The organism is Streptomyces sp. Tu6071, assembly GCF_000213055.1.
Classification (GTDB): Bacteria; Actinomycetota; Actinomycetes; order Streptomycetales; family Streptomycetaceae; genus Streptomyces; species Streptomyces evansiae.
Genome location: NZ_CM001165.1, coordinates 7,000,417 through 7,024,242, shown reverse-complemented (window position 1 = coordinate 7,024,242; position 23,826 = coordinate 7,000,417). Strand labels below are relative to the sequence as shown.

The 23,826-nt window shown below is 74.7% G+C and carries 22 protein-coding genes; 8 read left to right on the top strand and 14 right to left on the bottom strand.

The features are described from left to right. The first annotated feature begins 81 nt into the window (after window positions 1–81). Both STTU_RS29925 and STTU_RS29920 read left to right on the top strand, forming a co-directional pair. Complete coding sequence (locus tag STTU_RS29925) at window positions 82–2,208, top strand: ATP-binding protein (protein WP_007829905.1); 2,127 nt, start codon at window positions 82–84, stop codon at window positions 2,206–2,208. A gap of 200 nt (window positions 2,209–2,408) precedes the next feature. Then, window positions 2,409–2,927 carry a GNAT family N-acetyltransferase gene (locus STTU_RS29920; RefSeq protein WP_043256749.1) on the top strand — a complete coding sequence of 173 codons (519 nt, stop codon included), beginning with the start codon at window positions 2,409–2,411 and terminating at the stop codon, window positions 2,925–2,927. Here STTU_RS29920 and STTU_RS29915 read toward each other — a convergent pair. The 3 genes from STTU_RS29915 to STTU_RS29905 form a co-directional block, all read right to left on the bottom strand. Further along, a complete protein-coding gene (locus STTU_RS29915) occupies window positions 2,899–3,384 on the bottom strand; it encodes a GNAT family N-acetyltransferase (protein ID WP_234019427.1) in 486 nt (161 codons plus the stop codon). The genes STTU_RS29920 and STTU_RS29915 overlap by 29 nt on opposite strands. A gap of 189 nt (window positions 3,385–3,573) precedes the next feature. Continuing rightward, window positions 3,574–4,893, bottom strand: coding sequence for a diaminopimelate decarboxylase (gene lysA / locus STTU_RS29910; RefSeq protein ID WP_043256745.1), 1,320 nt, complete (start codon window positions 4,891–4,893; stop codon window positions 3,574–3,576). Further along, entirely contained in the window at window positions 4,890–5,264 is a 375-nt protein-coding gene (locus tag STTU_RS29905) for an SAV_915 family protein (protein ID WP_007829895.1), read from the bottom strand. The genes lysA and STTU_RS29905 overlap by 4 nt, the downstream gene beginning before the upstream one ends. Before the next feature lie 263 nt (window positions 5,265–5,527). On the opposite strand from STTU_RS29905, the gene STTU_RS29900 reads away from it, so the two are divergent. Then, complete coding sequence (locus tag STTU_RS29900; protein ID WP_043256744.1) at window positions 5,528–5,983, top strand: response regulator; 456 nt, start codon at window positions 5,528–5,530, stop codon at window positions 5,981–5,983. A gap of 54 nt (window positions 5,984–6,037) precedes the next feature. On the opposite strand, the gene STTU_RS29895 is transcribed toward STTU_RS29900, so the two are convergent. Further along, window positions 6,038–6,529: a glutathione peroxidase gene (locus STTU_RS29895; RefSeq protein WP_043256742.1), complete on the bottom strand. Its 492-nt coding sequence runs from the start codon at window positions 6,527–6,529 to the stop codon at window positions 6,038–6,040. 303 nt (window positions 6,530–6,832) lie between these two features. Between STTU_RS29895 and STTU_RS29890 the strand changes: the two genes are divergently transcribed. The 3 genes from STTU_RS29890 to STTU_RS29880 all read left to right on the top strand — a co-directional run bounded on the left by STTU_RS29890 (window position 6,833) and on the right by STTU_RS29880 (window position 10,650). Next, entirely contained in the window at window positions 6,833–7,348 is a 516-nt protein-coding gene (locus STTU_RS29890; protein WP_007829892.1) for a hypothetical protein, read from the top strand. A 109-nt stretch (window positions 7,349–7,457) separates the two neighbouring features. After that, on the top strand, window positions 7,458–8,954 hold the full coding sequence (locus tag STTU_RS29885) for a flotillin family protein (protein WP_043256740.1): 1,497 nt from the start codon (window positions 7,458–7,460) through the stop codon (window positions 8,952–8,954). A gap of 100 nt (window positions 8,955–9,054) precedes the next feature. Next, entirely contained in the window at window positions 9,055–10,650 is a 1,596-nt protein-coding gene (locus STTU_RS29880; RefSeq protein ID WP_078519063.1) for an SDR family oxidoreductase, read from the top strand. 27 nt (window positions 10,651–10,677) lie between these two features. Here the strand turns inward: STTU_RS29880 and STTU_RS29875 are convergent, their stop codons facing one another. After that, window positions 10,678–11,316, bottom strand: coding sequence for a DUF1707 SHOCT-like domain-containing protein (locus tag STTU_RS29875; protein ID WP_043256736.1), 639 nt, complete (start codon window positions 11,314–11,316; stop codon window positions 10,678–10,680). 135 nt (window positions 11,317–11,451) lie between these two features. Between STTU_RS29875 and STTU_RS29870 the strand changes: the two genes are divergently transcribed. Continuing rightward, entirely contained in the window at window positions 11,452–12,561 is a 1,110-nt protein-coding gene (locus tag STTU_RS29870; protein ID WP_007829881.1) for a hypothetical protein, read from the top strand. A gap of 127 nt (window positions 12,562–12,688) precedes the next feature. On the opposite strand, the gene STTU_RS35095 is transcribed toward STTU_RS29870, so the two are convergent. Further along, on the bottom strand, window positions 12,689–12,862 hold the full coding sequence (locus tag STTU_RS35095; RefSeq protein WP_007829879.1) for a hypothetical protein: 174 nt from the start codon (window positions 12,860–12,862) through the stop codon (window positions 12,689–12,691). Window positions 12,863–13,035: 173 nt separating this feature from the next. On the opposite strand from STTU_RS35095, the gene STTU_RS29865 reads away from it, so the two are divergent. Continuing rightward, a complete protein-coding gene (locus STTU_RS29865; RefSeq protein WP_202532012.1) occupies window positions 13,036–13,872 on the top strand; it encodes a DUF1206 domain-containing protein in 837 nt (278 codons plus the stop codon). A gap of 101 nt (window positions 13,873–13,973) precedes the next feature. Here STTU_RS29865 and STTU_RS29860 read toward each other — a convergent pair whose 3' ends face one another. The 8 genes from STTU_RS29860 to STTU_RS29825 all read right to left on the bottom strand — a co-directional run bounded on the left by STTU_RS29860 (window position 13,974) and on the right by STTU_RS29825 (window position 23,456). Further along, window positions 13,974–14,531: a DUF3291 domain-containing protein gene (locus STTU_RS29860; protein WP_043256734.1), complete on the bottom strand. Its 558-nt coding sequence runs from the start codon at window positions 14,529–14,531 to the stop codon at window positions 13,974–13,976. 369 nt (window positions 14,532–14,900) lie between these two features. Further along, complete coding sequence (locus tag STTU_RS29855; RefSeq protein WP_010271613.1) at window positions 14,901–15,761, bottom strand: SigB/SigF/SigG family RNA polymerase sigma factor; 861 nt, start codon at window positions 15,759–15,761, stop codon at window positions 14,901–14,903. Between the two features lie 381 nt (window positions 15,762–16,142). Next, entirely contained in the window at window positions 16,143–17,417 is a 1,275-nt protein-coding gene (locus STTU_RS29850; RefSeq protein ID WP_007829870.1) for an MFS transporter, read from the bottom strand. Between the two features lie 186 nt (window positions 17,418–17,603). After that, complete coding sequence (locus STTU_RS29845; protein WP_007829868.1) at window positions 17,604–18,104, bottom strand: MarR family winged helix-turn-helix transcriptional regulator; 501 nt, start codon at window positions 18,102–18,104, stop codon at window positions 17,604–17,606. 99 nt (window positions 18,105–18,203) lie between these two features. After that, window positions 18,204–20,108, bottom strand: coding sequence for an NAD-binding protein (locus STTU_RS29840; RefSeq protein WP_052862438.1), 1,905 nt, complete (start codon window positions 20,106–20,108; stop codon window positions 18,204–18,206). Window positions 20,109–20,600: 492 nt separating this feature from the next. Further along, a complete protein-coding gene (locus STTU_RS29835; protein ID WP_007829864.1) occupies window positions 20,601–21,584 on the bottom strand; it encodes an MDR family oxidoreductase in 984 nt (327 codons plus the stop codon). Window positions 21,585–21,662: 78 nt separating this feature from the next. Further along, on the bottom strand, window positions 21,663–22,382 hold the full coding sequence (locus STTU_RS29830) for a response regulator (protein WP_010271597.1): 720 nt from the start codon (window positions 22,380–22,382) through the stop codon (window positions 21,663–21,665). 81 nt (window positions 22,383–22,463) lie between these two features. Next, window positions 22,464–23,456, bottom strand: a complete 993-nt coding sequence (locus STTU_RS29825; protein WP_043256730.1) for a HAMP domain-containing sensor histidine kinase — start codon at window positions 23,454–23,456, stop codon at window positions 22,464–22,466. Window positions 23,457–23,826 lie beyond the last annotated feature (370 nt).

Sequence of the window (23,826 nt, the reverse complement as noted above, 5' to 3'; positions counted from 1 at the left end):
GGCGCGGACCGACGCGCTGTCAGCAGCCGTGCGCCCGCGCCGGGTTGCCCCGCCACGGGGCCGATGCGCGAGACTGGACGAATGCCTGGGCAGAATCCGTACGCGCACAGCACCTTCGTGGGCAGGGAACGGGAGCGTTCCGCGCTGCTCGACGCGTTGCGAACCCGCCGCCTCGTGAGCCTCACGGGGCCGGGCGGCATCGGCAAGACGCGGCTCGCGCGCGAGGTGAGCGCCGAGGCCGCGGGCAAGTTCGCGCACGGGACGCACTGGACGGACCTCGGCCCCGTGCGCGACGCGGGGCAGCTTCTCACGGAGGTGGCGCGCGCGGTGGGGCTCGCCGACCAGTCCTCGCGTCCGCGGGCCGAGGCGCTGTGCGCCTACCTGGCCCGGCAGCGCTGCCTGCTCGTGCTCGACTCCGGCGAGCAGGTGTGGGACGCGGTACGGGACCTGGCCGGGGACCTCCTGACGGCCTGTCCCGGGCTCACGGTGCTGATCAGCGCCCGGCGCCCGCTCGAACTCGTCGAGGAGTACGTGTGGACGCTCGGGCCGCTGCCCGAGGACGGGCCCGAGGCGTTCGCCCTCTTCGCCGAGGGCGTGGCAGCGGTGCGTCCCGGTGGGCTCGCAGCCGGGGAGCGGGTGGTGGCCGCGCGGATCTGCGCGCGCCTCGAAGGCATCCCGCTGGCATTGGAGCTGGCCGCCGCGCGGGCCGCCCGGCTGCCGCTCGACGAGCTGGCCCGCCGCCTGGAGTCACGGCTCGACACCCTCGTCGCCGAACGGCAGGCGGACCCCGGCACCGAGTGGCACGGCGGCATCGGCGCCGAGTGGCCCGAGGTCATCGGCACCGAGTGGCAGGAGGGGGTCGGGGCCGCGCGCCACGAGGGCGGCCCCGACCGGCACCGCACGCTGCGGACCACGATCGGCTGGAGCCACGAGCTGTGCCTCCCGGCGGACCGGCTGCTCTGGGCACGCCTCACCGTCTTCCGGGGACCCTTCGACCTCCAGGCCGCGCGCGAGGTGTGCGCCGGGGGTCCGCTCTCGCGGGGGGACGTCACCGCCGGGCTCGACCGCCTCCTCGCCTGCTCGGTGCTGCGCCGGCACGGGCGCGGCTGGTCGATGCTCGACACGCTCGCCGAGTACGGCGCCCAGTGGCTGGAGCGGCTCGGCACCGACGAGCACGAGGCGCTGGCGGCGCGGCACGCCGCGTACTACGCGCGCCTCGTGCGCCTCGCGGACGAGGAGTGGCTCGGGCCCCGGCAGATCACGTGGTTCCGCTGGGCGCGCGAGGCGTACGGCGAAGTGAACGCGACCCTCACGTACTTGACGGAGTACCGCCCCGACGAGGCGCTGGACGTCGCGGGGCGGCTCGTCTTCTTCTGGGCCTGCTGCGGGCGGCTGCACGAGATGCGGGCCCGGCTGGAGACGGCGCTGAAGAACCCGTCCGCCACCGGCCCCCACCGCACGCGGGCGCTGTGGGCGCTCGGCGTCGCCTACGCGCTGCACGGCGAGTACGCGGCGGCCGAGGAGGTGAGCGCGCGGGGGGCGGAGACGGCCGAGCGGGAGCGGGATCGCGAGGGGATGCTGGGCGCGGCGTACGCGGGCGGCCTCACGGCGCTGCTGACGGGCGATCCCGCGAGGGCGCTCGCGCGCGCGGAGGCCGGGCTCGACGCGGCGCCGGGACCGGACGCGGGATCGCCGGGCAGGCTGCGCTGCCTGCTCGTCCGGGTCTTCGCGTACACCGCGCTCGGGGAGCGGGAACGGGCGCGCGAGGAGGCGGAACGGCTGCGGGCGCGGTGCCTCGCGCTCGGGGAGCGCTGGGCTCTGTCGTACTTCGACTACCAGCTCGCGCTCGTCCACCTCGGCGAGGGCAGGGCGCAGCCCGCGCTTCGTTACGCGCGGGCCGCGCTGGAGAGCAAGCGGGCGATCGAGGACTCCTTCGGCACCGCGCTGTGCCTCGACCTGCTCGCGGCGACGCTGAGCGCGGCGGGGCAGGCGGAGCGGGCGGCGCGGATGTCGGGGATCGCCGAGAGCTTCTGGGCGACCTCGGGGCACCCGCAGCGCGGCACCCCCGAGCTGGCCCCCCTGCGCGAGCGGTACGAGGCGCTCGCGCGGGGGGCGCTCGGCGACGAGCGCTGGGAACTCGCGCGCCGCGCCGGACGGCGAACGGACGCGCGGGAGGCGCTGTACTCGTGGCTGGACGGGCCGGACTGAGAGAAGGGCCGGGAACGGGAAGGGGCGGCGGCCGGTACGGGTTGACTCCCCGTACCGGGCCGCCGCCCTCGGACTCTGCACATGCTCATCGCTCACCCCCGCGGTGACGGGTTCGTGGTGCTCCGTGACAGTCGCGTGCCCCCTCGCGTCCAGGGAAAACCGGGTGTCGCCCAGATGGCCGAGAAGTGCAGAATGCGGCCATGCGCTCCCCCGCTCCCCCGGCCTTCACGCTCGTCCCGCTCACCGTCCGGCACGCCCCGGCGATGGCCGCCGTGCTCGCCGATCCGGCCCTGTACCGGTTCACGGGCGGGGAGCCGCCGGGCGCCGCCGAGCTGGAGCGCCGCTACGCGCGGCAGCTCGCCGGTCCGGGCGAGGCGGGTGTCACGTGGGTCAACTTCCTTGTGCGGGTGGAGGAAAGCGGCGCTTTCGCCGGCTACGTGCAGGCGACGGTGACGCGCGGCGAGGAGGCGGAGGTGGCGTGGGTCGTGGGCACCGCCTGGCAGGGACGCGGACTCGCGAAGGCGGCGGCACGGGCCCTGGGGGAACGGCTCGCGGACGAGGGCGTACGCGGTCTGACCGCGTACATCCACCCGGAGCACACCGCGTCGGAGTCCGTCGCACGCGCCCTCGGCCTGCGCCCGGACGGTTCCCGGCGCGACGGCGAACGCCGCTGGGCGGGCCCGGCCCCGCTCAGTCCCGCACGTACCGCAGCTCGTTGAGCACGGGCCCGCCCCACGCGCGGTAGTCGTCGGGCCGCCGCGTCCCCTCGGCGCGGTAGCCGGAGCGCTCGTAGAAGCGGCGGGCGCGGTGGTTGCCTTCGAGCACCCACTGCGCGACGGGCCCGGCGAGGCGGCCGTGCACCTCGTCGACGAGGCGGCGCCCCACTCCCGTGCCGACCCGCTCGGGGGCGGCGTACAGCGTGAACAGCTCCCCGGCGGGCCCCTCGCCGGGCCGGGGCAGCCCGTAGGAGGCCCAGCCGAGGAGTTCCCCCTCGGCATCGCACGCGAGCAGGTCCGTGACCCGCCCCCGGCTCGCCCGGAACCACGCCGCGCGGTCGCGGGCGTCCGTGTCGGGGTCCATGGCGTCGAGGTACGCGGCCGGGACGAGCCCGGCGTAGGCGGCGGCCCAGGCGCGGGCGCGCAGGCGCATGACACGCGGGAGGTCGGCTTCCGTCATCTCGCTCACGTCCACGCGCACCTCTCCTCCCGGTACCGCGTTTCCTCGCGGCCGTGGACCGGAGGCGGGGGCTCGCCGCCCCGCTCCGCGCGTCTCCGCCCGCACGAGCACGGAGGCACAGCATCGCGCACCGGTACGGCCCCTGCCGACGGATTTCTGGGCGCCCCTCGCTTCCGCCGTCCCTACCCGCTACCCACCCAGGTCCCGCAGCCACAGGTCGTCCGGCTCCTCGCGGCGGATCAGGAGGCGGGGAGTGCCCTCGCGGGTGGCGATGAGCGGGGGGCGGCCGTGGAGGTTGTAGGCGGAGGCCATCGAGAGCTGGTAGGCGCCCGCGACGGGGGTGGCGACGAGGTCGCCGGGGCGGATGTCGGCGGGGAGCGGGACGGCGGGGGCCAGGACGTCGCCCGCCTCGCAGTGGCGGCCGACGAGGTCGACGGGGTGCGGGGCCGCCGTGGAGACGCGGCCGACGAGGCGCGGGACGCAGGGGGCGCCGTACAGGGCGGGGCGGGGGTTGTCGCCCATACCGCCGTCGACGGCGACGAAGACGCGGTGCGCGGTGCGCTTGACGGCGAGGACGCGGTAGACGGCGACGCCCGCGCGGGCGACGAGCGCGCGACCCGGTTCGAGGAGCAGCCGGGGCTCGGGGAGCCCGGCGGCGCGGCAGGATTCGGCCAGTTCGGCGCGGAGCCGCCGGGCCAGGTCCGTGAGGTCGATGCCCCGCTCCCCCGGGCGCTGCGCGACCGCGTGGCCGCCGCCGAGGTCGATCTCGGGGAGCACGACCCCGTACGTCTCGGCGATCCGCGCGCGCAGCCCGAGCAGCCGCCGCTGCGCCGCGAGGTACGGCTTCACCTCGGCGATCTGCGAGCCGATGTGGCAGTGCAGTCCGGTGAGTTCGAGGCACGGGGTGGCGAGGACGCGGGCGACGGCGTGCTGGGCGCTGCCGTCGGTGAGCGAGAGGCCGAACTTCTGGTCCTCGTCGCCGGTACGGACCTTGTCGTGGTGCCCCGCGCTGATTCCCGGTACGACCCGGACCAGGACCCGCCGGCGTTCGCCGGGGGGTACGAGCGCGGCGAGGCGGGTGATCTCGCCCACGCTGTCGAGGACGACGCGGCCGACGCCGAGGCGCAGCGCGGAGGCGAGGTCGCGGGGGCTCTTGGCGTTGCCGTGGAGGAGGACGCGGTCGGCGGGGAAGCCCGCGGCGACGGCGAGTTCGAGCTCTCCGGCCGAGCACACGTCGAGGCCGATTCCCTCCTCGTCGAGCCAGCGGACGAGGGCGCGGCACAGGAACGCCTTCGCCGCGTAGTGCACCCCGGCGTCGGGGAAGGCGGCGCGGTAGGCGCGGGCGCGGGCGCGCACCTGGTCCTCGTCGAGTACGTAGAGCGGGGTGCCGTACCGCTCGGCGGCCGAGGTGAGCGGTACGCCGCCCACGCGGACGTCGCCGTCGGCGGTGAGGCGCGCGGAGTCGGGCCAGAGGGCGAGGTCCGCCTCGGTGCTGGTGAGGAGGCTCATGCGGCACCCCCGGCGCGGTGCGCGGTGCCCGGGGCGAGGACGAGGCGCGGGTCCACGGTGAGCGTGGTGACGCCGAGCGGGGCGACGAGGGCGCGCAGGGCGGCGGGGCTCAGGACGGTCCACGCCTGCGAGCGGCCGAGGGCGGCGTGCAGCGCCCCTGCGGTCGTGAAGGCGACGGCGGTACGGGTGCCGTGCGGTGTGCGGCACAGGCGCGGCGACTGCCCGTGCGGGCCGTGGGTCACGGGGACGTAGCAGCGGCGCGGCGCGGGCGGGGGTACGAGGGCGAGGGCGGCCCCGGCGGGAACGGGTTCCGGTTCGGGCTCCGGTTCCGATGGGGCGGGTCGCACGGGGGCGGGACGACGGGCGGGCATGGCGTGCTCCGGTGGTTCGGGTCCCGCGGGTCGCGGGAACGTCCTGCCGGGAACGTATGTCCGGGCCGGGTGGCCGTGGAGGGGCCCTGACGGGCTCTTGATCCTGGTGGGGCCGCCGCTGACGGGACCTTGACGGCCGTGACCGGGGCGGGGCGTCGGGTCCCCTGGCCGGTTCTCGACCCCTGGCCAAAGGTGGCTGATCACCGAGGGGTGCCGGTCTAGCCGCCGGGCATATGCTGGCACGCCACGAGGAGGGACGAGAGATGCCCGCGGAGACCGCGATCCTCCTGGTCGACGACCATCCGGACACCCTGTTCGCCCTGGAGAGCGTGCTCGCGCCGCTCGGGCGGCCCGTGCTGCGGGCCCACAGCGGCGAGGAGGCGCTGAAGTGCGTGCTGCGGGGCGGGGTCGGTCTCGTCCTGCTCGACGTGGTGATGCCGGGGACCGGTGGCCTGGAGGTGGCCTCGTACATGCGGGGCGTGGACCGGGCGCAGGACATCCCGGTCGTCCTCGTCACCGGTCTGGGCCGGGAACGGGCCCTCGCGGAGCGGGCGCGCGCACTGGGCGCGGCGGACCTGCTGACGAAGCCGGTCGACCCGTGGACGCTCTGCACGAAGGCGGCGTACCTGCTGGAGCGGTACGAGCGGGTGGTCGCACTGCGCGAGCAGGTCAGGGAGTTGCGGGCCGAGCTGGAGCTGGCGGCGGCGCGGGAGGGGTGAGGGGCGGCCCGGCGCGCGGCAGGCCCGGAACGAGGTCCTGCCGCGCGCGACGGTTCAGGCCGGGGTGATCGTCTTCTCGATCGCCGCGACGACCTCGGCGGACTCCGGCTCGGTGGGCGGGGCGAAGCGGGCGACGACGGCGCCGTCGGGGCCGATGAGGAACTTCTCGAAGTTCCAGCGGATGTCGCCGCTGTGGCCCTCCGCGTCGGGCACGTCGACGAGTTCGCGGTAGAGCGGGTGCCGGTTCTCGCCGTTGACCTCGACCTTCTCGGTCATCGGGAAGGTGACGCCGTACGTGGCCGAGCAGAAGTCGGCGATCTCGTCGGCGCTGCCGGGCTCCTGGCCCATGAACTGGTTGCAGGGCACGCCGAGGACCGTGAAGCCCCGGTCGCGGTAGGTCTCGTGGAGCCTTTCGAGGCCCTCGTACTGCGGCGTCAGCCCGCAGCGGGAGGCGACGTTGACGACCAGGACGGTCTTGCCCCGGTACTGGTCGAGCTGGGCGGGTCCGCCCTGGAGGGCGCTGATTTCCACATCGTGCACAGTCATGCCCGCATCGTACGACCGGCCGCGCGGCGCCCGGCGGGCCGTACCCGGGCGCCTTGACGCACCCCGCACACGCCGTGGGCACCGCGCGCCGGTACCCGCGCCCCGTACGGCACCGCGCCGCCCGCGTCGTACGTTCGCGGGCTCACCCGTACGAGCGGTCCCTCGCCCCGAAGCCGCAGGGAACCGGCCACGAAGACTGCCGGAACCCGGCAGTGCGGGGGTGGCGGGCGCGGTGGGAGGCTCGACACCCGCCCGGGGCCGAGCGGTCCCCGGCGGAGTCCGCGACGGGGAAGGGGTGGCGCCATGACGTGGTTCCTGGTGGCCGGGGTCGCGGGGCTCGCCGTGCTCGCGCTCTCGCTCGTCGTCGACGGGCTCCTCGAAGGGCTCTTCGACGGGGTGTCCTTCCTGGACGGGCTGCTCGACGGGCTGTTCTCGCTGCCGGTCCTCGCCGGGACGGTGTCGATGCTCGGTTTCACCGGCGCGCTCACGCTCGCCACGACCGGCCTCGGCACGGGCGCGGCAGCCGGGATCGGCCTGGCCGCCGGGCTCGTCGCCGGCTGGCTGACCTGGCGCCTCACGCGCGCGCTCATGAGCGGTACGACGGCGGCGACGCCGCGCGGCGCGGATCTCGTCGGCACCTCGGGCGCGGTCGTCACCGCGATCCCCGCCGAGGGCTTCGGCGAGGTGCTGCTCTCGCTCGGCGGACAGCCCGTCAAGTACGCGGCGCGCAGCACCGTGGCGGTGCCGCGCGGGGCCGAGGTGTGGGTCGAGGAGACGCTGTCGGCCACGGCCGTGCGCGTACGCCTCGTCGAACGCTGAGCATCCCGGGGGCACACGGCGCGCGCTTTCGCGGCGCGCACCCGGCACACAAGCACGCACAACGCACGAGAGCGATCCCCGCGCGGCGGGGGCGAAGGGGGTGGAGCGGATGAGTCCTGTGGTTCTCTCCGTGAGCGGCATCGTGGTTCTGGTCGTCCTGGCGGCCCTGGTGGTCGTCACGCGGTACAAGGTCGCGGGGCCGAGCGAGGCGTTCATCGTGACGGGGCGGCGTGGCAAGTCCCGTACGGACCCGGAGACCGGGCGGATCTTCACGGACAACAGCGGCCAGAAGGTCGTGGTCGGCGGCGGGGTCTTCGTCGTCCCGTTCGTGCAGCAGCGGTTCACGCTGGAGCTGTCCTCGCGGCACATCCCGGTCGCCGTGCGCGGCGCGGTGACGCTGCGCGGCGTCAAGGCGAACCTGGAGGGCGTCGCGATCGTCAAGGTCGGCGGCACCGAGGACTCGATCCGCGCCGCCGCGCAGCGCTTCCTCATGCAGCAGGGCGGCATCGTCGGCTTCACGCAGGAGGTGCTCTCGGGGGCGCTGCGCTCGATCGTGGGCCGCATGTCGGTCGAGGACATCATCAGGGACCGCGCGGCCTTCGCCGGGCAGGTCGCCGAGGAGGCGGAGGCGAGCCTGTCGGGACAGGGGCTCGTGCTCGACGCCTTCCAGATCCAGGACATCACCACCGAGGGCTCCTACCTGGAGGACCTCGGGCGGCCCGAGGCGGCACGCGCCAAGCAGGAGGCGGACATCGCCGAGGCGGTCGCGCGGCGCGCCTCGGAGCAGGCCCGGCTCAAGGCGGCCGAGGAGATCGCGATCGCGGAGCGCACCTTCGCGCTCAAGCAGGCCGAGATCAAGGCCGAGACGGACGAGGCCGCGGCCCGTGCGGCGGCGGCGGGGCCGCTCGCGCAGGCGGCGCGCAACCAGGAGGTCCTCACCGAGCAGGAGAAGGTCGCCGAGCGGCAGGCCGCACTCACCGACCGCGAGCTGGACACCCAGGTCCGCAAGCCCGCCGACGCGGCCCGCTACCGCGCGGAGCAGGAGGCCGAGGCGCAGCGCATCACGCTCGTCAAGCAGGCCGAGGCCGACGCGCAGCGCGCCCGGCTCACCGGTACGGGTGAGAAGGAGCACCGCGCGGCCCTCGCCGACGCCGTGCGTCTGGAGGGCGAGGCGGACGCGGCGGCGATCCTGGCGCGCGGCGCCGCCGAGGCCGACGCGATGCGCAAGAAGGCGGACGCCTTCGCGCAGTACGGGGACGCGGCGGTGCTCCAGATGCTCGTGGAGGTGCTGCCGCAGGTCGTCGCCAAGGCGTCGGAGCCGCTGAGCGCGGTCGACAAGCTCACCGTCATCTCCACGGACGGCGCGGGGCAGCTGCCCCGCGCGGTCGCGAACAACGTCGTGCAGGGGCTCGAACTGCTCACCTCGACGACGGGTGTGGACCTCACGGAGCTGCTGCGCAAGGCGACGGGCGGCGGGAGCCAGGCGGGCGCGGCGGTCGCGGAGGGCCGGGCGGGCGCGGCGGTCGCGGAGGGCGCGGGTTCCGCCCGTACGGGTGAGGACGTGCCTTCTCCGCGGCGGAAGGGGCACACGGAGATCACCGACTGAGCCCGGCGGCCGGTCGCGGGACGCCCCGCGCGCCCCGCGACCGTACGCGGCCCGTGACCTCGCGCCCCGCGCGAGCGCGCGCTCCCCGCCCGCCGGTGCCATGGTGGGAAGGAATGTCACTCCGAGGGAGGCCGCGGTGCGTTGTCTGGTGACCGGAGCGAGCGGGTACATCGGCGGCCGGCTGGTGCCGGAACTGCTCGAAGCGGGACACAGCGTCCGCGCGCTGGCGCGTACGCCCGAGAAACTGCGTGACTACCCCTGGGCGGACCGTGTCGAGGTCGTCAAGGGGGACGTCACGGACCCGGAGTCGTTGCGGGCCGCGATGGAGGGCATGGAGGTCGGTTACTACCTCGTGCACGCGCTCGCCTCGGGCCCGCAGTTCGAGGAGACGGACCGCCAGGCAGCGCGCAACTTCTCCGAGGCGGCGGGCGCGGCGGGGCTGCGACGGCTCGTCTACCTCGGCGGCCTCACGCCCGCCGGGGTCCCGGAGAAGGAACTGTCCCCGCACCTGCGCTCGCGGGCCGAGGTGGGGCACATCCTGCGGGCCGGCCCCACGCCCACGGCGGTGCTGCGCGCGGCCGTCGTGATCGGTTCCGGTTCGGCCTCCTTCGAGATGCTGCGCTACCTGACCGAACGGCTGCCGGTCATGGTCACGCCGAGCTGGGTCAGCACCCGGGTGCAGCCGATCGGCGTACGGGACGTGCTGCGCTACCTCGTGGGCGCTGCCGAGCTGCCCGAGGACGTCGACAGGGACTTCGACATCGGCGGGCCGGACGTGACGACCTACCGGCACATGATGGAGCGGTACGCGGAGGTGGCGGGACTGCGCAAGCGCCTCATCGTCCCGGTCCCGGTGCTCACGCCGCGCCTGTCCTCGCACTGGATCGGCCTCGTCACGCCGGTGCCGCGCGGACTCGCGCGCCCCCTGGCCGAGTCGCTGCGCTACGAGGTCGTCTGCGCGGAGCACGACATCGCCGCGTACGTGCCCGACGAGCCGGGCCGCCCCATGCCCTTCGACAAGACGCTCCGGCACGCGCTCCAGCGGGTGCGCGAGGCCGATGTGGCGACCCGCTGGTCCTCCGCCTCGGTGCCCGGGGCGCCGAGCGATCCGCTGCCGACCGACCCGGACTGGGCGGGCGGCTCGCTCTACACGGATGAGCGACAGCGCGAAACGGACGCCCCCGAGTCCGCGTTGTGGCAGGTCATCGAGGGCATCGGCGGCGAGAACGGCTGGTACTCCTTCCCGCTCGCGTGGGCCGTGCGCGGCTGGTTCGACCGGCTCCAGGGCGGGGTGGGGCTGCGCAGGGGGCGCCGGGACGCGCGGCGGCTGCGCGTCGGCGACTCGCTCGACTTCTGGCGGGTCGAGGAGATCGAGCACGGGAAGCTGCTCCGCCTGCGCGCCGAGATGCGGATGCCGGGCCTCGGCTGGCTGGAGCTGTGCGCCGACCCGGCCCAGGACGGCGACCCGAACCGGTCCGTGTACCGGCAGCGGGCGGTCTTCCACCCGCGGGGGCTCGCGGGGCAGGTGTACTGGTGGAGCGTCTCGCCGTTCCACGCGGTGATCTTCGGCGGGATGGCGCGGAACATCGCGCGCGCGGCGGAGCGGGTGACGCGCGGCGAGGCGGTGTCCGGTCAGGCCGGGAAGCCGGTGCGGGCGCTGCTCGGGTTGCTGCGGCCCCGGGGCGCGGGCGGCTGAGCGGGCCGGCGGCGGGGCGGCGTGCCGTCAGGCCCGTGGAGGGTTCCTGCGGAGGCGGGCGCGTTCGACACGGCCCGGGTTCCTGACCCGTACCCCGCCCATGCCCGCCGCCCCCGTGAGCCGCAGCAGCGGCGCGCCCCTCTCGTGGCCCGGCGACGTACGGTCGCGCAGTCCGCCCAGGCCCGGGTCCACGCCGCCCGCGTCGACCCCCCAGGACTCCGGCACCACGATCCGTACGCCGGCCATCTCGCCGTGCACCTCGACCTGGATCTCGGCGAGCGACGTCCGCACCCTGGTGAAGTCGAGCAGCACCCCACCCATGCCCCCGCGCACCACGAGCCGCGCGGGCACCGCCCAGTCACCCGAACGGCGGACCCCGTGCATACCGCCGCGCAGTTCCACCGGCTCGCCGGGGGGTGCCGCGGGCGGCGGGACGAACCCCGGCGCCCCCGGCAGGTCCGCGAGGAGCGGTCGCAACTCCCCGTACGTCCGCGCGCCCAGCGCGGCGCCCAGGCGCTCGTCCAGCTCGTCGAAGTCGATCCTGCCCTCGGCCGCGGCCTCCCTGAGCCGCTCGGCGACCGCGTCCCTGTCGGCGTCGGAGGCGCGCTGACCGTCCTCGTGGGGGAATTCCTCGGGGAACCGGCCGGGACGCGGTGAAGGACTCATGACCGCGGATCATAGGCGGCGGCCGATCGGGAACACCAGGGAGCGCGTACCCCGCCCTCACGGCCCCTTCCGGGCTGCGTCGCGGGGCGGGCGGTGCCACCCTCGACAACACGACCGACCACGTGGGAGCCCCTTGTGCGAGACACCTTCGAGCTGAACCCGGACATCCTGGCCGAGCTGCGCGCCCCGCGCCCGTACCCGGCGGTGTCGCTGCTGCTGCCCACGCACCCCGCGTCGCCGGACGGCGCGGAGGACGCGATCCGGCTGCGCAATCTCGTGAGCGAGGCGAAGAAGCGGCTCGCGGACGACCCGGGCGTGGACAAGGCGGCTCTCCAGGCCGTCGAGGCGCGGATCGACGAGGCGGCGGCGTCGGTGGACTCCTCGGAGATCACCGACGGGACACTCCTGCTCGCCTCGGCGAACGACTGGGAGGTCTGGAAGCTGCCCGTCACGCCGCCCGAGCGCGTCGTCGTCGCGGACACGTACCTGACCCGCAACCTCGTCTCCTCCTGGCTGCACGAGCGCCCGTACTGGGTCCTCGTCCTCTCCGAGGAGGGCAGCAGGCTGTGGCACGGGGCCGGTGAGTCGCTCACCGAGGTGACCGGCTTCGGTTTCCCCGCGAAGCCCGAGCTGCCCGACCACGAGGACGCCGAGCCGGGAGCGAACTTCGGCCTTCAGCCCTCCCCGTACCGCGAGGAGCGGCTGCGCCAGTACCTGCGCGACGTGGACGACAAGCTCGCCGAGGCGCTGCGCACGGGCAAGGGCCCGGTGCACGTCGTGGGCACGGCGAACCAGATCAACACGCTCGTCGAGCGCAGCCGCAGCAAGGAGCGCGTCGGGGAGCGCGTCGAGCGGGCCGGGGCGGACAAGCTGACCGGGCACGTCCTGCTCGACGTCATCCGCCCCGCGCGCGAGAAGTACACGGCCGAGCGGCAGCGCGACGCCCTCGACCGGCTGGGCGAGGGGATCGGGCAGAAGCGGTTCGCCGCGGGCACCGACGAGATCTGGCAGAACGTGCAGGAGGGCCGCGTCCACCTCCTCCTCGTCGAGGACGGTTTCCAGGTCTCCGCGATCCCGGAGGCGACGCACCTGCGTCCCGCGGCCTCCCCGGAGGACCCGGACGTCGAGGACGACATCGTCGACACACTCGTCGAGACGGCGCTCGGGACGGGCGCGGACGTCGTCTTCGTCCCGGACGACGCGCTCGCGGAACACGGGCGGGTCGCGGCGGTGCTGAGGTACTAGGACGGAGCGGAACCCACCAGCCCACGGGCTCGCGGGCTCGCGGGCTCGCGGGCTCACGGGCTCACGGGCTCACGCTGAGGGGCGCGCGGTTCTCGACTGCCGCGCGCCCCTCCGTGTCGCTCCGGGCTCAGCGGTGGCGACGGCCGCCGATGCGCGAGGAGGCGCCGCCGAGGTGGGCGGCGAGGATCGCGAGGCCGACGAAGCCGAGCGCGGTCGGCGAGTACCAGGCGTCGGTGCTCGTGGACGTGGCGAGGAGGAGCCAGGCGATCACGAAGAAAGCCGCGGCGACGTAGGCGAGCACAGTGTCTCCCGGAAGGGGATGGGCGGGCGCGAGGCCCGTGGTCCCGGGTGGGACCGCTGAGCGAGTGCCCCGTCAGGTCCGTACCACTCCCGCGAATTGACGTGTGCACTGCGAAATTTCGTGTGCGCAGGCCGGAGCCGTTTCCCGGCCGGGAGCGGGGGCAATCGGGCGGTATGACGAGTGAATCGACGACACGGCGCGCGCATCAGAAGGCGGAGCGCGCGGCAGACAGCAAAGCGGTGGACCGCGCCGCACGTGCCGGGTTCGTCGCCCGGGGGGTCATCTACGTACTGATCGGGATCATCGCGATCCGGCTCGCCTTCCATCCAGGTGACGGCAAGCAGGCGGACCGTTCGGGAGCGCTCGCGGAGATCGCCGAGAAGCCCTTCGGGCTCGTCCTGCTGTGGGCCCTCGGCATCGCCACCGCGGGCATGGCGCTGTGGCGGCTGTCGGAGGCGGCCTTCGGCGCCTCGGGCGAGGACGGCGACAAGGCCGGCAAGCGGCTCATATCCTTCGGCCGGGCCGTCTTCTACGGTTTCGTCGCCTACTCCGTGCTCTCCTTCGCGATGGGCAGCGGCGGCGGGGGGTCCTCGGACAAGAAGTCGAAGGACATCACGGCGACGGCGCTCGGCTGGCCGGGCGGCCGGTGGATCGTCGCGATCGCGGGGGCCGTCGTCGTCGGGGTCGGCATCGGTCTCGTCGTACGCGGCGTCATGCGCAAGTTCCGCAAGCACCTGAAGACCGCCGAGATGGGCCCGCGCACCGAGCGCGTCGTGGACGTCCTCGGCATCGCGGGCAATGTGTCGCGCGGCATTCTCTTCGGCACGGCGGGGGTCTTCGCCATCGTCGCGGCCGTCCAGTTCGAGCCGAAGAAGGCGAAGGGCATGGACGACACCCTGCGCAGCTTCACCGACACCCCCGCCGGTCCCTGGCTGCTCGTGGTGGTCGCCATCGGCCTCCTCTGCTTCGGCGCCTTCTCCTTCGCGAGCGCCCGGTACCGGAGGACGTGAGCGGAAAGGCCCCGATGTGCGCTCCCACCGTGCGGTGGGGGCGCACATCCGCGTGAGCGGCCCCCGGGAGACGCGGGCGGTCCGGAGGTCGTGGGCCGGGCTCAGGCGGCGGATGTGCTTCTCGGCCCCACGCCCTCGCGCCGGGCCGGAGCCCCGTCCGGGGTGAACGGGCGGGGGAAGGGAAAGGCGTGCGGCGCGGGGCCGTGCTCGTGGAGGTGTTCCAGCCGGGCCACCCCGTCCTGCCAGCGGGGTGTCGCGTCGTCCGCGACCCACCAGAACACGTGCCGGGGGTGTCCCGTCCGCTCGAACCAGTCGGCACGCCGGTTCAGGGCCCGGCGGTGCGCGCCGCTGAGGACGGCGTCGAAGGCGGAGCGCGGATCGGTCCAGAGCGAGAGCGTCGCGGCCAGCGCGACGGTGTCCGCCGTACGGCCCTTGGTGTACCAGGCCGGGACGACGAACTCCCCCCAGGCGCCCCAGTCCGAGTCGAAGTGGTTGCCCTGGTCGCCGCCCACCGCCTCGGCGCGGGCGAGGTACCCGGGGTGCCGGGCGACCGCCCGGTAGACGGGCTCGCCGCTGTCCTGGAGGGCCCGCGTGAGGGGCCCGGGATCGGCGAGCGGCGACTTCAGGACGCCGAAGGTGTACAGCGCGGCACAGGGCATACGTCTCTCCACGGTCGAGGGGCCCGGCCCGGACCCGGCGGCGCGGCCGGGCAACTCCCGTACGACGGCGGGCACTCGTACGGGGCCAGGTGAACGTAGCCCTCTTCGCGGGACCTGTCGACGTTGCGTTTTACCGGTCCGTGTGGCCCGCGCGGAGGTCGTTCGCGGGACCTGTCGGCGTCGCGTCTTCCCGGTTCGTGTGGCCTCCCGCAGGGGTCGTGCGCGGGACCGGTTGCCGTGCGGGCCCGCGGTGCGCGCACGCGAAGCGCCCCCGCGCGTTCGGCCGGTGAGGGGCCGTACGGGCGGGGGCGCTGGGATGCCGCGTTCCCCCGTCGCGGGGGAAAGAGCTCAGTCGCCGCGGGGCGGGGCTCAGCGCTCGGACATCAGCCCGGCGCGCAGGGTGCCGAGGGTGCGGTTGAGCAGGCGCGAGACGTGCATCTGCGAGACGCCGAGGCGCTCGCCGATCTGGGCCTGCGTCAGCTCCTGGCCGAAGCGCAGCTCCAGGATCTGGCGGTCGCGGGGCTCCAGGCCCGCGAGGAGCGGGGCGAGGGCGTGCAGGTCCTCGACGAGTTCCATGCCCGGGTCCTCGGCGCCGATGAAGTCGGAGAGGGCGGCCTCGCCCTCGCCGCTGTCCTCGCCGCCGATGGTCGCGTCCAGCGAGGAGGAGGAGTAGCCGTTGGCCGCGATCTGGGCCTCGACGACCTGCTGCTCACTGAGGCTCATGAGGGCCGCGAGTTCGGAGACCTTGGGGGCCCGGCCGAGGCGCGTGGAGAGTTCCTCGTTGGCCTTGGCAAGCTCGACTCGCGCCTCCTGGAGACGGCGCGGGACGTGCACGGCCCAGGTGGTGTCACGGAAGAAGCGCTTGATCTCGCCGACGATGTACGGCACGGCGAAGGTCGTGAACTCCACCTCGCGGCTCAGCTCGAAACGGTCGATCGCCTTGATGAGGCCGATCGTGCCCACCTGCACGACGTCTTCCATGTCGTCGCCGCGGCTGCGGAAGCGGCGCGCCGCGAAGCGGACGAGGGACATGTTCATCTCGATGAGCGTGTTCCGCGCGTCCTGGAACTCCCGCGTCCCCTCCTCCAGCGTGTCGAGCCGGTCGAAGAAGAGCCGGGTCAGCTCCCGTGCGTCCCGGGGAGCCACCTTGTGCGGTTCCGCGATCTCGGGCAGGGCGGGGGCAGCTTCGGTCCGTTCTCCCGCGGTCGTGACGGTCCTTACCGCACCCATGAAAACCTCCTCGGTCCTGCGCCGCACCGCGCGGCGCGCTGCGGCCCGTGTACCCCGGCTTCCGGCCGTCATACTCAGCCGTTCGCGTAATTTTTTTCGGCGGCTTCCGCCGCCCCGCTCACGGGGCCTCGGCTCCGGTGTTCACGACTCCTGTCTACCCGTCCGCACCGGGCCGCGTACAGCCGGGGGTCCTTTCCGGCCGCCCGGCACGCGGGAAGACCCCACACGGATCGCCCGAAATGCCCCCGTAAGAGCGGAAATATTCGGACACCGGGCGCGGGTGGCGCGCGGTGTCCGGGTCCGGACGTCCGGCCTTCGCGGTCCGGTTTCCGGCTTTCCGGGTCCAGGTGTCCGGGTTTCCGGTGGCTCGGGCCGCTCGGCTCAGGTGGCCGAACCGAGATCCTCGGCCTCGGCCTGGCGGACGAGTGCGTCCTCCTTGTTCGCGCTCGCGCTGTGATGCGCGGCGTCGGCGGCCTGGGCGCGCTCGGCCTCCGCGAGGAGGCGGTGGCCGGTGGAGAGGATCACGATGCCGAGGACGACGACCCCGGCGCCGACGTAGAAGGGGACGTGCAGGTTCCAGTGGTCGGCGAGCTTGCCCGCGAAGTACGGGGCGAGACCGCCGCCGATGAAACGGACGAAACCGTACGCGGCGGAGGCCGTGGGCCGGTCGACCGGCGAGACGGTCATGACGGCCTGGGTCGTGACGGTGTTGTTGATGCCGATGAAGCAGCCGGTGACGATGACGGCCACGATGAGGGTCGTGCGGTGCTCGGTGTTGAGGCCGATGACGAGGACGTCGGCGGCGAAGAGCGTCAGGTTGAGGTAGAGCGCCTTCGCGACGCCGAGTTTCGCCTGGAGCCAGGGCGCGCCGAAGACGGAGAAGAAGGCGACGAGCAGGCCCCAGCCGGTGAAGACGTACCCGAGCTGGTGGGTGTCCAGCTCCATGGGGTAGGGCGCGTAACCGAGGACGGTGAAGAAGCCCCAGTTGTAGCAGAGCGCCATGAGGCCCATCGTGAGCAGGCCGCGGTGGCGCAGGGCCTTCAGCGGGTCGAGGACGGACGCCTTGCGGGCGGGCTTGGGTGTCGGCTGGACGAGGACGATCGTCGCGACGAGCGCGATGGCCATGAGGACGGCGACGCCGAAGAACGGGCCCCGCCAGCTGATCGCGCCGAGTTCGCCGCCGAGGAGGGGGCCTATCGCGATACCGATGCCGAGGGCGGTCTCGTAGAGGATGATCGCGCCGGCGAAGCCGCCGCTCGCGGAGCCGACGATGACGGCGAGCGAGGTCGCGATGAAGAGCGCGTTGCCGAGGCCCCAGCCGGCCCGGAAGCCGACGATGCCGTTGATGCCGCCGCTCGCGCCGGCGAGGGCGCTGAAGACGACGATGATCACGAGCCCGGCGACGAGGGTGCGCTTGGCCCCGATCCGGCTGGAGACGAAACCGGAGAAGAGCATCGCGACGGCCGTCACGACGAGGTAGCTCGTGAAGAGCAGCGAGACCTGGCTCGGCGTCGCCTTGAGGCTCGTGGAGAGGGCGGGGAGGATCGGGTCGACGAGGCCGATGCCCATGAAGGAGATGACGCAGGCGAACGCGACGGCCCAGACGGCCTTCGGTTGCCTGAAGGGGCTTGCCGGCTTCGGTCCTGATGCGGACAAGGTGTGCTCCAGGTAGGGACGTTCGGCCGCTCCGGCGCGGGCGGGTCCCGGCGGGGCGGCGGGGCGGAGCGCACGGCCACGGGCAGGGCGTGGCCGTGCGGTGGTGCGACCGCGCCGGCCTGGGGAGCCGGGCGGTGGTGCGACCGCGCGGCACGGCGGCCGGGCGGAAGTCGGGGTGGACGCGGGTCAGTCGGTACGGGGGGCAGGGCGCGCCCCGCCGCGTCCGGGCGGGGTGGGCCACTGGGTGCGGACGGCGGTGTCGAGCAGCGTCTCCAGGGCGGGCCTGGCGTCCCGCGCGGCGCGCAGGAGCGTCAGGCGTTCCTCGGCCGAGAGGGTGTCGAGGAGCTGGTGGAGGCGTTCGGCGCGAGCCTCGCGCCGTTCCCGGACGACGTCGCGGCCCGCGTCGGTGACGGAGACGAGGACGGCGCGGCCGTCGTCGGGGCAGCGCACGCGGCGTACGAGCCCCTGTTTCTCCAGGCGCTGGACGAGCTGGGTCATGGAGGGCTGGGAGACGCCGCCGTCGCTCGCGAGCACGGTGAGCCGCGTCGGTCCCGTACGGGAGAGCCGGCCCAGTGTCATGGCGGCGGTGAAGCTGATGTCGTGCACCGTCAGGTGCCGTACGGACAGCGCCGTGAGCCCTTCCAGGAGGGCGGTGACATCGTCCTGACCGAGGGGGATCTCATCCACGGAGCCATATGTATCACGCACCTATATAGGGGGTCCATGGATTATGCAACTACCAGAGAAAGAGTGATCCACTTCACACGGGGACAGGGAATGCGGGCGCTACGTCCCGCTCGTGCGGCTGCCGTCCTCGCGGCGTCTGCGGCCGAGGAGGGAGCCGAGGCCGTGGCGGGTGGCGGCGAGGACGACGCGGTCCTCGGGGCGCAGGACGTAGCCGGGGTGCAGGTCCCAGACGAGGCCGCCCCCGCCCTGCCCGCCGGGCGAGGCAGGGTCGGGGGCGCGCTCGGCGGGGCCGCTCGTGTCGAGCGCGATGACGCGCCAGGAGCCCGGGTGGAACGCCTCGGCGACCGTGCGGCCCTCCAGTTCGGCCCGCCCCGCCACGTCGAGCGCGGCGAAGAGCAGGACCCGGCGCTCGACGGGGATGGCGCCGAGCACCTGGCGGCCCATCATCGCCCCGGCGAAGGCGGGCGCGGCGAGCGAGGAGACGCTGCGGCTGCGGGTGAGGGCACCGGGATGCGCGGCGCGCAGGGTGCGGTACACGGCGGTCGCGAAGTCGTCGTCGAAGAGCCGCAGCGAGACGCGCAGGAGCGGGTGGAGGGAGCGGGCGTACAGCGCCGCCTCCAGGTTCGTCGCGTCCACGCTCGTGACGGCGAGCAGTGCCGAGGCGCGGCCGATCTTCGCGGCTTCCAGCACGCCCTCGTCGGTGACGTCGCCGATGACGCACGGCACCCTGAGCCTGCGCGCGAGCGCGATACCGCGCGCCTCGGGGTCCTCCTCGACGCACACGACGGGCACGTTCATCTCGTGGAGCCTCGCGAGCACCCGGGTGCCGATCTTGCCGAGCCCGAGGAGCACGACGTGTCCGGCGAGACCGCGCGGCGGGCGGCGCAGCGTGGAGGCGGAGCGGAAGGTGCCGAAGGCTTCGAGGGTCGCCGCGACGAGCACGGGCAGGATGAGCAGGCCGATGAGCCCGTTGAGGAGTTGCAGGATCTGGCGGGCCTTGCCCTGGTCGATCGGGTCGTTGATCGCGAAGAGGTCGAGGAGCGTGACGTACGCGGCGTGCAGGGGGTGTTCGCCCGCGACCACCATCGAGGCGCCGGTCAGGACGAGCACGGCGAGTCCGAGTCCCGCGAGCGACCAGCGCAGCCGCGCCGAGAACAGCGAGCCGAGCGGTACCCGCCAGCCGGTGAAGCGGCCCCCCGCCGCGGTGGAGCCGGGGCGGCCGATCTGCTCCAGGACGACCGTCTCGCGTCCGGCGGCGGCGGCCACCTCGCGGTCGTCGGGGAGCAGCCGTGGTGCGTCGGCGCTGCTGTCCGAGCCCTCGGCGCCGCCCGGGTCGCCGACCGTCGCGGAGAGCAGCGCGAGGGTGGCGAGGCCCGGCGCCGCGACCTCGCCCCGGCCGGGCGGGCGGCGTTCGACCGCGCGCAGCAGGATGCCGTCCGCCTCGATGACCTTGCTCGTCCCCGCCACGGCGGAGGCGGCGAGCGCGGGCGCCGCAGTCGCCGCGTCGGACAGCACGGTGACGCTCGCGACACCCTCGTCGAGCCCGGCGAGGACGGCCGCCTGGTCGAGCAGATGCTCCAACTGCTGTCCCAGGCGCCGGTTGTAGAGGCGGATGACGAGGCGCAGCCGCGGGTTGAGCCGCCGGGCGCGCAGCGCGGCGTGGATGTTGACCTCGTCCTCCTCGTGGACGAGCGCGAGCGCCGTCGCGCTCGCGATCCCCGCGGCCGTGAGCGCCGCGTCGTCGAGCCGCGCCGCCTCGACGACCTCCACTCCCCCGCCGCGCGGGGGCGCGGGCTCCTGCGCGGTGTCGGCGGCGCGTCCCCGTACGAAGCCGAAGCGGTCGAAGAACGCGGAGGCGCGCCCCAGCGCCCGCCCCGAGAACGCCGCCCCCGTCGCGAGGCCCTCGGGCGCGGGCGGCTCGATGAGCGTGACCCGCTCCTGGTACACCTCGGCGAGTTCGGCGGCGATCCGGGGCGCGAGCGCGTCGTCCCCCGCCACCACCATGCCGGGCTCGGGCGGGGACGCGGAGGAGGACTGGGAGGGGAAGGTGAGAGCGGGCACGGGGACAGCCTGCCGTATGCGGACGGGCGGCCCAAGAGGTGAGGGGTGGTCAGGGGGCCCTGGTGGGAGGGCGATACAGGTCGTGGTGCCGCGGGACCGGGGTGGCCGGAGCGGTGGAGTCGGGGTGACGGACCACGCGACGGGGCGGCGCTGTGGGGGCCCGAGGGGTCCTTGCCCCGACGCGCACACCACCGTGTCGGTGCGGGCGCGAAGGGCCTTGTGCGGAACAGTAGTTGGCCGTCCGGAGCGGTGAGTGGTGGCGCTGGGGGTACGGGCGGGCCCGCGCCAGGGGATCATCGCCCGGGGACCCCCCGCGCCCGCGAGGGGTCCGACGCAGGGCCCCATGTCCGCCCGCTCGCGCACCGGGCCCGTCCCGCCTACGAGGGGCCCGACGCTCGCCGCGCGGCCCCTCGCGACGGGTTCCCCGGGCCCGGCTCAGGCCCTGACGTCCACCAGCGTGCGTCCCCTGACCCGGCCCGCGAGGATGCGGGGGGCGAGGGGGATGACGTCGGCGAGCGCGACCGTCTCGGTGATGGTGTCGAGGTGGGCCGGGTCGAGTTCGGCGGCCAGCGCCGTCCAGGCGCGACGGCGGGACTCCATCGGGGCGTACACCGAGTCGATGCCCTGGAGGCGGACGCCGCGCAGGATGAAGGGGGCCACCGAGCCGGGCAGCTCGAGGCCCTGGGCGAGGCCGCAGGCGGTGACGGTGCCGCCGTAGCGGGTCGCGGCGAGCACGTTGGCGAGGGTGTGGCTGCCGACGCTGTCGACGGCGGCGGCCCAGCGCTCGGAGGCGAGCGGCTTGCCCGGGGCGGAGAGCGTGGCGCGGTCGACGAGGTCGGCGGCGCCGAGCGCACGCAGGTAGTCGCCGTGCTCGGGGCGGCCCGTCGAGGCGATGACGCGGTAGCCGCGCGCGGCGAGGAGACTGATCGCGACGGAGCCGACGCCGCCCGCCGCGCCCGTGACGAGCACGTCGCCGTCACCGGGCGCGACCCCCGCGTCCTCCAGCGCGAGGACGCTGAGCATCGCGGTGTACCCGGCCGTGCCGATCGCGGCGGCCTGCCGCGTGCTCAGCGCGTCCGGCAGGGGCACCAGCTCGTCGGCGCCCACGCGGGCCCGCTCGGCGAAGCCGCCGTCCTTGCTCTCGCCGCGGCCGAAGCCGTTGAGGACGACCCGGTCGCCGGGCGCGAAGCGCGGGTCGGCGGAGTCCGCGACCGTACCCGCGAGGTCGATGCCGGGCGTGAGCGGGAACGTGCGCACGATGCCCTTCCCCGCGAGCGCGAGACCGTCCTTGTAGTTGACCGTCGAGTACGCGACGTCGACGGTCACCTCGCCCGGTGGCAACCGCTCGTCCTCCAGGGTCTCCACGGCGGCGTGGCGGCCCTGCTCGTCCTCGGTGACACGGATGGCGCGGAACGACATGTGCGCTGCTCCCTGCTGGTCGCGGTACGGATGATGCCTGTACGGGCCAGTCTGCTCCCCCGCGCCGCACGGCTCGCCTCAGGGCTCGACGAGTCCCGCCCGGATCGCGTACCGCGTCAGTTCGAGCCGGTCCTTGAGGCCGAGCTTGTGGAGCGTGTTGGCGCGGTGGCGCTCGACGGTCTTGACGCTGATGACGAGGAGCGCCGCGATGTCCTTCGAGGAGTGCCCCTCGGCGACGAGCTTGAGGATCTCCTCCTCGCGCGGGGTGAGCGTGCTGCCCCCGGCGGGCTCCTCCCCCCTCCGCGCCTGGTCGAGGTAGTTGCGGATGAGCGCCCCGGTCGCGCCCGGGTAGAGGAAGGGCTCGTCGCGCATCGCGGCCCGGCATGCCTCGATGAGGTCGCGGTCGGCGAGGGACTTGAGCACGTATCCTCCGGCGCCCGCCTTGAGCGCCTCGAAGAAGAACTGCTCGTTGTCGTACATCGTGAGCACGATCATGCGCAGTCCCGGCAGAGCGCGGGACAGCTCCCGCGCCGCTTGGAGCCCGGTCATGCGGGGCATGGCGATGTCGAGCACGGCGAGGTCGGGCCGGTGCAGGCGTGCCTGCTCCACCGCCTCGGCCCCGTCCCCGGCCTCCGCCACGACGGTCAGATCCGGCTCGGCGTCGAGGATGAGCCGCAGCCCCCGCCGCACGAGGGCGTGGTCGTCGGCGAGGAGCACCCGGATGGGGGCGGCGGCGTCCCGGGGAGAGGCGTCAGGGGCGGAAGCGGGGACGGGCGGGGCGGGTGTGGCGGTGGACACGGGTGACTCCGTGGGGAGGGGCGGTGCGGCGGGAACCGGGGCGGGCGGCGGGGTCGGCGGGCGGGGGTGCACACCGCGCCCTCACGTGACGCTCGCCTCCTCGCGAGGGCCCGGTGGAAGTGGGGACGGGCGGGTCCGGAGCGGAACCGTCAGGCGGATCTCCGTACCGCCCGCGGGGCCGGGGCCGATGGAGAGGTGGGCGCCGATCAGGAGGGCGCGTTCGCGCATCCCGCGCAGGCCCGCGCCCTCGGCGGCGTCGCCCGGGCCGCGACCGTCGTCCGCCACGGTCAGCTCGATCCCGCGCGGCAGCGCCCGCAGCGTGAGCCGTACGTCGCGGGCCCGCGCGTGCCGGACGACGTTGGTCAGCGCCTCCTGGGCGACCCGGTAGAGGACCAGCTCCACCTCCTTGTCCAGCTCGGGCAGTTCGCGGTCGCCCGCGCGCCGCACCCGCAGCCCGCTGTCCGCCGGCAGCTCGGTGACGAGGGAGGCGAGCGCCGCGCGGAGCCCGAGTTCGTCGAGGACGCCGGGGCGCAGCCTGCGGGCGATCCTGCGGATCTCGTCGAGGCCGCCGCGCGTCGTCTCCTGCACCTGGTGGAGCCGCTCGGCGAGCGCCGGGGGCGCGTCCTTGGCGGCGCTCTTGAGTTCGAGGAGCACGGCGGTGAGGGTCTGGCCGACCTCGTCGTGCAGTTCCTGCGCGATCCTGCGGCGCTCGGCCTCCTGCGCGGAGAGCGCGCGTGCGGTGCTCGTGGCCCGTTCGGCCTCCAGCCGGTCGAGCATCGTGTTGAACGCGGTGATGAGCCCGGCGATCTCGCCGTGCCCCGAGACGTCGGGGCGGCGCCCCGGGCGGAGCAGGTCGGTCGTGCTCATCGCCCGGTGCAGCCGCTGGAGCGGGGCGAGGCCGATCCGGAGGAGCGCCGCGTTGGCGGTGAGCATCGCGACGAGGCCCGCCGAGAGGATCAGTACCTCGGTGAGCACGACGGGGGCCGAGACGGTGACCGGACCGAGCAGCAGCAGCCCCGTCGCCGCGAGGAGCACGGCGGCGTTGAGCAGGAAGATCCGCTGGAACAACGACACCTCGTCCCCTCCCGGTGGTCGGACATGTCCCGCCATGCCGTACGACGGGTCCACCCCCACCCTCCCCGATCGCCCCCGGCCCGGTCCATCCGTGACAACCCCCATTTCCGCCCCGGCGTGTCGCCCCGGCCCCCTAAGGGTCGGCTCCCCGTTCCTCAGGGTTCTCCCCCAGGGGCGGGTGGGGGTGATTCCGGATGGCGCCGGGCCCCGGCGGCGGGACAGGCTTGCGGGGAAGGACCCGGCGGACGGCCGCGGCGGAACCCCGGCCTCAGGTGTGGGCGGGGCCGGAGGGCGGAATCCCCTTGGTACGTGCCGCCGAGGGGCGCGGGCCGCAGGGCCCGCCGAAGCGGGGACCCGGGGCTGCACGGAG